Genomic DNA, 8979 nt, shown 5'->3' with positions numbered 1-8979 from the left:
CTCCTTTGCTAATGTTTTTCTTTGGTTATTAAACATTTTACAATGGATTACCATGAGTTTTCTATATATTACGGCATTTTATTTTACAACTTCCCTGCTGGTTGGGTTGATTATGGATAATACTAATTTAATATAAGTATTGATAAAATTCAATAACCATTCTTTCGGCGGGAAAGTAGGTAAACTGCTTCCCCTGCGGATTAGACCTCCTTTTGCAATCAGCTGGGGGAAGCATTCCAGTCAGAATCTGAAAGGTAGCAGCAAAAAAGGCAGCGCTGCGGAGCTTTGCCTTTTAGATTTGGAAGCACAGGCTAATGAGCTATATACATTGAAACCAATGGAGAATGCTTATGCCATGCTGTCTTTTGCGTAGGCGATTCTTCCGCCGACGAGAGTGGTTTCTACCGTGAGATCCTCGTCCAGGATCACCAGATCCGCATCCTTGCCGGGATCTATAGTGCCTTTTCTCTGCTCCAGGCCCAAAAGTCTTGCCGGATTGATGGTCAGCAAGGGAATAAGATCTTCAAGGGGCTTTCCTGTGAAAGCTTTCAGATTGCGCAGTGCCTGTATCATGGTCAGGGTGCTGCCGGCCCGAGTACCGTCGCTCACCAGCCGTGCGTCCCCGTTGATGACCTCAATGGCATTGGCACCAAGGACATACCTGCCATCGGAGAGCCCGGCGGCCATGATGCTGTCAGTAACTGCTACAACACGGTCCGCGCCCTTAGCTTTCAAGAGCAGCCGGACGATGGCCGGATGAAGATGCCTGCCGTCACAGATGGCCTCACAATAGATGTCGCTCTCCAGTACGGCTCCGCTTATGGCAGGCGCATGATGGTGTAACCCTTTCATGGCATTGAAAATATGGGTAGCGCAACGGGCGCCATGGTGTATGCATGCCATGGCTGTCTCATAATCGGCCCCCGAATGGCCGATGGCCACTACGATGCCCAACCGGCAGGCTTCCTTTATGAGTCCGGGAACCCCATCCACTTCAGGGGAAACAGTGATATATCGGATTCTGCCGCCGGCAGCCTGCTGATATTTTTGCAGCAGAGGCCAGTCCGCTTTCCTGAGCAGATCTCCGGCCATGGCGCCTTTATACTCCTGGGAAAGGAAAGGGCCTTCCAAATGGATGCCAAGAAGTTCCGCTCCGGGCTCAGGATGGTCCATGGTCTCACAGATGCTTTGAATTGCACGGAGCGTATTTTCTTCGGTATCGGTCACAATGGAAGCAAACCAGCCTGTCGTTCCCTGGGAGGCAAAGAAACGGCTGACCTTAAGGATATCCGTGCCTGCAGCATGGTTGATGTCCACCCCCACAGCGCCGTGGGTATGGATGTCGATGAAGCCTGGCATAACATACTTGCCGGAAGCATCGATTTCCTCAAAACCCTCTTGCTTTTCCTCACACCCCATGGCAACTATCTTGTCACCTGAAATAGTGATAGAGGTATGGTGAAAAGCTCCCTGGTGATAGACCAGACCGTTTTTAATCAACAGATCCATTCGGTTATTCCCCTTATAGCAACTTATGGCAGGCTGTTACTGCTGAATTTATTATATATCAATTTGTTCGCATAGGTCGTACCCTTTTTATCAGCCTGATTACAGGTTATAATAAACGCAAACAGCTCCATGACGGTCCGTACATGAAAGAGGTTAACCATGCTGGAGAAATACTATCAGGGATTAATGAATGATCCAAGGGATGTCCGGGTGGATCTGCATATGCACTCCAATGCCTCCGACGGGACCTGGTCGCCGGAGGAACTGGTGCGGCATGTGAAGGAAGCGGGGATCAGAATCTTTGCTCTCACCGATCATAATACCGTGGCGTACGTTTCCCGGACAGCCGCTTTGGCCAAAACGCAAGGACTTTTCTTTATTCCGGGGGTTGAGATCGACTCAATCCACGCCGGGTATACCTACCATATCCTCGGGCTGGGCATCGATGTTGAAAACAGCAGCCTTCAACTGCTCCTGAAAGATCAGGAGGAAAAGATGGCCATGCGGGACAAAAAGGCGATAGCCTATCTGACGAGCCGATATCCGCAGGTGTCCGCCGAGGATTATGACCGCTATGAGGACGATCGGCGAAGGGGCGGTTGGAAGTCTTTGAATTATTGTATAGACAAAGGGCTCTGCACGGATTATAAGGAGTTCTTCGCCCTGTTTCCGGAGGATTCGCCATTGTCGGAGCCGCCCGGGTTCCATCCTGCGGATGAGGTCATTGCTATCATAAAAAAGGCAGGCGGATACGCTGTCCTTGCCCATCCAGGCACCGGCTTCTATAACCCGGATTACCGGGCTGTGCTTCATGATATGCTGAAGATGGGGATCCAGGGTGTTGAATGCTATCATATTGAGAACAGCGAGGAAGTAACCCGGTATACCCGGGCGTTCTGCATGGAACATGGCCTTCTGATAACCGGCGGCTCGGACTGCCACGGTTCCTTTGTGGCAAAACGACGGCTGGGAAATCCGGACGTGCGCCTGTCGGACCTGGTACTTTAATTAAAAAGTGCAGGAGACTATATATCCTGCACAGCTGTTTGTGTTCTGTCTAAACATAAAAAACGGGCTCGCGATTTTCGGAAGCCCATTTTTTGGCAATGCCACTCATTCTTTGATTTTTAATAGGATATATCCGTTTCAGGCAATGCCTTTTTGAGATCCTCAATAGCACTCTCGCTGATTGGGGTGCTGTAGAGGCTTACACTTTGAAGATTGGATAATCCCTTCAGCACGCTGATGTCCTTTATGGGATTCCCGCCCAGATGCAATCTTTCCAGTTGGGAAAGTCCGGCCAATGCATTGATATTGCTGATATTATTGGCGCCCAGATCCAGGTTGGTGAGATTGCTCAGTCCACCCAGAGCGCTGATGTCACTGATATTATTATCTGACAGGTTTAAATCGGTAAGCTCTGCCATATCCTTTAATGGACTGATGTCGCTGATTTTGTTTGTCATCATTGACAGCAATTTGAGGTTCTTAAGCGCTTCCAGCGCGCTGATGTCTTCTATTTCATTTTGCACCAGATAGAGCGTTTCCAGGTTTGTGAGGTTCTGGAGTGCGCTGATGTCACTGAGCTTGTTTGTACCCAAATCCAGGTATGTCAGATTGGTCAGATTGCTCAGGACACTTATGTCGCTGATCTGATTCTTGCCCAGTTTCAGCGCTTCAAGATTGGTCAGATTCTCAAGTGTACCTATATCAGTCAGGTCAGTGTTTTCCAGCCTTAATCTGCGAAGGTTGGTCAAATTATCCAAAGCGCTGATGTCGCTATAGGTACAGTTCGTTATCTCAAGTTCCTCAAGTTGTTTCAGTTTTCCCAATATGCTCAGGTCGTCAACCGGGCCATAAATACACAACGACCTTAAATCAGGAAATGCTTTCAGGTCATTGATGGTTTCTACTTTGCCTACACCGTTATATTCGGTCCAGCCTAAGTAGATGGTATGCTCATCTTTGTTCCAGACTTTATCGATGGTTATAGATTTAATACCGGTCAAATCACTTTTCAGTATCGTACCTGTCGATTTCCCAACGTGCTGACGGACGGCGTTTTCGATGGCCTTGTCTTCAAACTGAACTGCTTCCGCATCGGAAGATACGGTGCCATTGTCCGATGCTTCTTTCCGGTCATCGGCTTCACCCTGCGAGATGTCTTCGTCCTGTTTTTCCGTCTCAATGATGTCTTCCCGCTCCGGTTCAGTATAGTCATTATCCTTTACGGATGCTCTGGAGCAGGACAGGAACACAAGAGCTGCCACAACGGTGAAAGCCAATACCAAAATGCGTTTCATGATGTGTTTTTTCATTTGATTAATCCTCACTTTCCGTTTTGTGTCGTTTGCTGCATGAAGAATTTCACAGACATGCCAGTCTGAACAGATGCTGCCTGGAAGCAACAGTTCCTATCATAATTCAGACAAGTGGTAATTGTCAATTATATCCATGACAAAAACGGATAGCTTGGAAATGACCTTTTTGTAAGATATCATACAGGTTATCCACAAGAAAAGCTCCGGGGAAGGGCCACGGAGGAACTGATGCGTAACTCATGCGCACGACATGAGGACAGCATTTGGGAAATCGGCTATTTACCTTTTGACACTGATGCAGTAAAAAGGTATTTGCCGTGACGCAAACTGTGGAATAACTATGATGGATCCCTTTTGATCAGTGCAGCTCGGCTGATTTTATCCAGGCCGTATTTTAGCCTGAGCTGGTCCAGGGTCCTCTCGAGCTTTTCCTCTTTCACCCTGTCGTGGCCGATATTGGCCTGTTCGAACAAGGATACCTGGTCGCAAAAATCTTCTTCGAACCCGCTGATGCTGATGCCCAAAAGGCGCACCGGCCTGAATCGGTTCCAGTTCTTCTCCAGCAGCATGAATCCGGCCTGCATGATATCCCGTGCAAGGTTGGTGGGAGAGATCCTTGTCTGCCTGGTGATGGTCTTAAAATCGCTGTACTTGATGGTTATCTGCACGGTACGCCCCTTTTTGTTGTGCCGGCGGGCCGACATGGCTATTTCCTCAGAAAGCTCCATGATCACTTTGCGGGCTTCCTCCAGATCGGTGATGTCCTCGGGCAGGGTGGTGGATCGGCCGATGGATTTCATCTCATCGGGGGAATGGGGTGTTACCGGATCGTTGTCTATGCCGTTGGCCTTCTGGTGAATCTCAAAGGCGAACTTGCCCAGCTTCTCTGAAAGCACGGCGGGATCCACTTTGGCCAGTTCGCCAATAGTCCGGATGTTGAGATTCGCAAGAAGTTGGGCGGTCTTGTTGCCAATCCCGTACATGGCTTTAACGTCCAGGGGCCAGAGCTTTTCAGGCACATCGTGGACCCAGAGCTCGGTGATTCCCATGGGCTTTTTCATCTCGGCGGCCATTTTGGCCAGGAACTTGTTTTCGGATATGCCGATGGAGCACATAAGGTCCAGCTTGTCCCTGATATCCGCCATTATCCGCTCGGCCGCGGCACGGGGCTGCCCTGAAAGAATTTCGCATCCTGTCATGTCAAGCCATGCCTCATCAATGGAGGCTTGCTCGATGATCGGCGTATAGCCTGAGAGAAGTTCCATGACCTGCCTGGATTTCTCCTCGTAGAAGCTGTGATCAGGAGGGACCAGTATGATTTCTGGACAGCGTTTTTGGGCTTCTCCCACGGTCATGGTGGTTTTAACGCCGTATTTGCGTGCCTCGTAATTGGCGGCCAGGATGATGCCGCTGCGCTTTTTGGGATCGCCGGCTACAGCCGCAGGAATACCGGCCAACTCAGGACGCCGGGTGGTTTCGCAGCTGATATAAAAGGCGTTCATATCCACCAGAAAGACTACCCTTTTCATAAGACCTCCCGGTTTCTATTATACCTTATTCCAAGAAAGGATCTGGGATCTGCTCTCCGAAGAATTTGATTTTATTCTATAAGCCTGCTGATCATTTTCTTGACTTGCCGAAGTCTGGAATTAAGCAGGGAACCTGATTTCTTCATCCGGATGTAACTGCAGAATCTTAAATTAATGTTCTCATGAGGATTTTCATATTCCTTCCCTTAAAGTGTTTTGTGTATAATGAAAAAGGGGGGATAAAAGATGAAAAAAATGACCATGATAGCCGTCGACCTTGGTGCCGGCAGCGGTAGGACCATGGCCGGATGCTATGACGGAAGCAGGTTGGAGTTGGCAGAAACCCACCGCTTTCCCAATGAGCCGGTTATGGTCAATGGAAGCCTTTATTGGGACATTCTGAGGCTTTACCATGAGATCAAGCAAGGGATTCTGAAGACCGCCGGCATGGGGTATAAAGCTGACAGCATTGGGATTGACACCTGGGGTGTGGATTATGGTCTTCTGGACGTAAACGGGGATCTGTTGGGAAATCCTTATCATTATCGCGATAACCGGACCGATGGCATGATAGAGGCCGCATTTGAGCTGTGTCCCAAGAAACAGATGTATGAACGGGCCGGCCTTCAGTTCATGAAGTTCAATACCTTATACCAGCTTATGGCTGCGAAAAAACAGCAGCCTCACATCCTGGACAAGGCTGAAACCCTTCTGTTTACTCCGGATCTCTTACGTTATTTCCTGACAGGAATCAAGTCCACCGAATACACCATTGCCAGCACGAGCCAGCTTCTGGACGTGCATACCGGCGACTGGGACAGGGACATGATGGAGAAAATGGGCATACCCTCGCATATCTTTACGGAAATTATCGACGCTTGTACACGGGTCGGCCCCATCAGGGAGGATGTACTGAAAGAACTGAATATTCCTTCTATGGAGGCCATCGCTGTGGCCGGACATGACACGGCCAGCGCTGTAGCCGCCGTTCCTGCTTCGGGAGAGGATTATGCCTACATAAGCAGCGGTACATGGTCGCTGATGGGAATTGAATCCGGCGAGCCCCTTATCAACGATACCACATTCAGCCTGAGCTTCAGCAATGAGGGTGGAGTTATCCGGAATAAGCGAGTGCTGAAGAATATCATGGGCTTGTGGATCATCCAGGAATGCAGGCGGTATTGGCAAAGGGAAGGACAAGCCCTGAGTTTTGATGAGATGGACCGACAGGCGGAGGAAAGCGCGCCTTTCCAATGCTTTATCGATCCGAACGATGACAGCTTTTTCACGCCGGGGGACATGCCGCGGAAAGTACAGGCCTATTGCGAGAGAACAGGACAGAAAGTCCCCGGATCCAAGGGAGAGATTATCCGCTGCGTGCTCGAAAGCCTGGCCCTGAAATACAGGCTGGTGGCCGAGGAATTGGAGTATGTGAGAGGACGCAGGCTCAATACCATTCACGTCGTGGGTGGAGGCTGCAAGAACAGGATTTTGAACAGACTCACAGCCGATTGCTCAGGGAAAGCGGTCCTGGCGGGACCTGTGGAAGCCACGGCCATCGGCAATATCATCTGCCAACTCATCGCCAGGGGAGAGGTGAAGGACTTAAACGAAGCGCGTAGCCTGATACGGGAATCATTCCCGTTGGATGTTTACGAACCGAAGAATACAGAAACATGGGACGAAGCTTACCATCGGTTCAGAAAACTTACGCAACAGGAAGAAGATCAAATCTGAAAATAAAGTAGCCGACAGTCCCGGTAATGGGAAATAACCCACTTAATCATAAGGAAAATAAGACCATTTTAAAAAACATATTGTAATTTTGGCAGATTAGCGTATAATGAAATCTAATTCAAGATCAAACGGCTACCGGTTGAAACCGACAGGAGACAGGGGATATCCCCGACCGAAGGAGCGATACTACCAGGTAAAAGGACTGTCGGCAGACGGCGTTCTGGAGACATCCGCTTGCAGCGGAGGCCGAAGGGGCAAGGCATAAATATGCCCAATCTCTCAGGCAAAAGGACAGAACGGATGAACCGTTCCTGATAATTCAGGCGGTTTTGGCTCAAGTCTGCGTTCCGGTATCCCGGAACGCTTTTCTTATTCTTGTGCTAAAATTCGCGCAAAGCGCGTAATTAAAGGAGATGCACCATGACATTCAGTGAAATCATCACTAAGCTTGACAACTTTGCGTGGGGACCGGTGATGCTGATCCTCCTGGTAGGCACAGGCGTCTATCTCAGCGTCCGTATGCGCTTCCCACAGTTTTCACACTTCGGCTATGTCTTGAAAAACACCGTTGGCAAGATGTTTAAGAAGCACGAGGCTGGTCATGGAGAGATTTCTCCCTGGCAGGCCGTCACGACTGCTTTGGCAGCGACTGTCGGCACCGGCAACATTGCAGGTGTCACGGGAGCCATTGTTGCGGGTGGTCCTGGTGCTGTGTTCTGGATGTGGCTTTCCGCTTTGTTTGGAATGGCTACCAAATATTCCGAAGCGGTCCTGGCCGTTAAATATCGCGAGCGCAATGATCAGGGCGACTGGGTTGGCGGCCCGATGTACTATATAAAGAATGGTCTTGGTAAGAACTGGGCCTGGCTGGGCTCCATCTTCTGCGTTTTCGGCGCATTTGCAGCATTTGGCATAGGCAATATGGCGCAGGTCAACACCATTGCCACATCGGTCAACAACGCGATTGATGCATTCGGCGGTAATACCTCGGCTGTCAGTTTTCAATTGTTTAATCAGACCATTCCTTTGACCAGTCTGATAATAGGTATTATCATGGCTACCATTTGTGCTCTGGTTCTTTTGGGCGGAATCAAAAGAATTGGTTCAGTCACGGAAAAACTGGTTCCCGTCATGGCGGTTATCTACATACTCGCATCCATTGTTGTACTGGTTTGCAACGGCCGCTATATCGGCACAGCCTTCAGTTGGATATTCGGAAACGCTTTCTCGGTTCAGGCCGCATTCGGCGGTGCGGTTGGTATCACAACAAAGACCATCATTCAGAAAGGCGTTGCCCGCGGCGTGTTTTCCAACGAGGCCGGTCTTGGTTCTTCCCCGATGGCCCATGCGGCTACCAGCGAGAAGAATCCGGTTATGCAAGGTCTGTACGGCATATTCGAAGTATTCATGGATACCATCATCCTCTGTTCCATGACAGCTTTGGTACTGCTTACATCCGCGGCCCGCGGAGGCGTCAGCCCGGATTGGGGCGGTGAAGGCGGAACCCCTCTTATCTCTGCAGCATTTGGTACTGTCCTTGGAGACAAAACGGGAGCCCTGATTATTGCCGTTGGCATCACCTTGTTCGCCCTGTCCACGCTGCTTACCTGGTCACTGTATGGTACCCGCTGCTTTGAATACCTGTTCGGAACAAAAGCCGGGCGCATTTATCAGATTGTGTTCGTCATTGTGGTCGTTATCGGTGCCATGATGAAAATAGGGCTTGTCTGGGACATTGCCGATATGCTGAATGGTTTCATGGCTATCCCGAACCTGATTGCCCTGCTTGCCTTAAGCCCTGTGGTCATCAGGCTGACCAGGGAGCATTTCAAGGATAAAAAGCACAAGGAAGAAGCAGCATAACTCACTTGGTGACTTATGAA

Annotated in this window: 6 protein-coding genes and 1 riboswitch; of the genes, 3 read left to right on the top strand and 3 right to left on the bottom strand. The window is 49.7% G+C overall.

Features of this window, described 5'->3' with window-relative positions:
* Positions 1–348: 348 nt before the first annotated feature.
* Positions 349–1509, bottom strand: a complete 1161-nt coding sequence (gene nagA, locus F3H12_RS09200; protein ID WP_149679046.1) for an N-acetylglucosamine-6-phosphate deacetylase — start codon at positions 1507–1509, stop codon at positions 349–351.
* A gap of 159 nt (positions 1510–1668) precedes the next feature.
* Here nagA and F3H12_RS09195 point away from each other — a divergent pair, with 159 nt between their 5' ends.
* Positions 1669–2517, top strand: a complete 849-nt coding sequence (locus tag F3H12_RS09195; protein ID WP_149679045.1) for a PHP domain-containing protein — start codon at positions 1669–1671, stop codon at positions 2515–2517.
* Positions 2518–2636: 119 nt separating this feature from the next.
* On the opposite strand, the gene F3H12_RS09190 is transcribed toward F3H12_RS09195, so the two are convergent.
* Positions 2637–3827: a leucine-rich repeat domain-containing protein gene (locus F3H12_RS09190; protein WP_149679044.1), complete on the bottom strand. Its 1191-nt coding sequence runs from the start codon at positions 3825–3827 to the stop codon at positions 2637–2639.
* A gap of 341 nt (positions 3828–4168) precedes the next feature.
* Positions 4169–5359, bottom strand: a complete 1191-nt coding sequence (locus F3H12_RS09185) for a DNA polymerase IV (protein WP_149679043.1) — start codon at positions 5357–5359, stop codon at positions 4169–4171.
* Between the two features lie 246 nt (positions 5360–5605).
* Between F3H12_RS09185 and rhaB the strand changes: the two genes are divergently transcribed.
* The gene (gene rhaB, locus F3H12_RS09180) at positions 5606–7096 is read left to right on the top strand and encodes a rhamnulokinase (RefSeq protein WP_243133243.1); all 1491 of its coding nucleotides are present in this window, start codon (positions 5606–5608) and stop codon (positions 7094–7096) included.
* A 210-nt stretch (positions 7097–7306) separates the two neighbouring features.
* A riboswitch (glycine riboswitch) is annotated at positions 7307–7401 on the top strand.
* A 115-nt stretch (positions 7402–7516) separates the two neighbouring features.
* Positions 7517–8959 (top strand): alanine/glycine:cation symporter family protein, encoded by a 1443-nt coding sequence (locus F3H12_RS09175; RefSeq protein WP_149679042.1) that lies wholly within the window; start codon positions 7517–7519, stop codon positions 8957–8959.
* Positions 8960–8979 lie beyond the last annotated feature (20 nt).

It is taken from the genome of Thermoclostridium caenicola (genome assembly GCF_900142095.1).
Classification (GTDB): Bacteria; Bacillota; Clostridia; order DSM-8532; family DSM-8532; genus Thermoclostridium_A; species Thermoclostridium_A caenicola.
The sequence above is the reverse complement of the archived record's forward strand: the minus strand, read 5'-3'. Positions and strand labels throughout refer to the sequence as shown.

What these genes read in the sequence shown, in the direction of transcription:
- nagA (WP_149679046.1), bottom strand. Translation starts at nt 1,509, where the DNA reads ATGGATCTGTTGATTAAAAACGGTCTGGTCTATCACCAGGGAGCTTTT.
- F3H12_RS09195 (WP_149679045.1), top strand. Translation starts at nt 1,669, where the DNA reads ATGCTGGAGAAATACTATCAGGGATTAATGAATGATCCAAGGGATGTC.
- F3H12_RS09190 (WP_149679044.1), bottom strand. Translation starts at nt 3,827, where the DNA reads ATGAAAAAACACATCATGAAACGCATTTTGGTATTGGCTTTCACCGTT.
- F3H12_RS09185 (WP_149679043.1), bottom strand. Translation starts at nt 5,359, where the DNA reads ATGAAAAGGGTAGTCTTTCTGGTGGATATGAACGCCTTTTATATCAGC.
- rhaB (WP_243133243.1), top strand. Translation starts at nt 5,606, where the DNA reads ATGAAAAAAATGACCATGATAGCCGTCGACCTTGGTGCCGGCAGCGGT.
- F3H12_RS09175 (WP_149679042.1), top strand. Translation starts at nt 7,517, where the DNA reads ATGACATTCAGTGAAATCATCACTAAGCTTGACAACTTTGCGTGGGGA.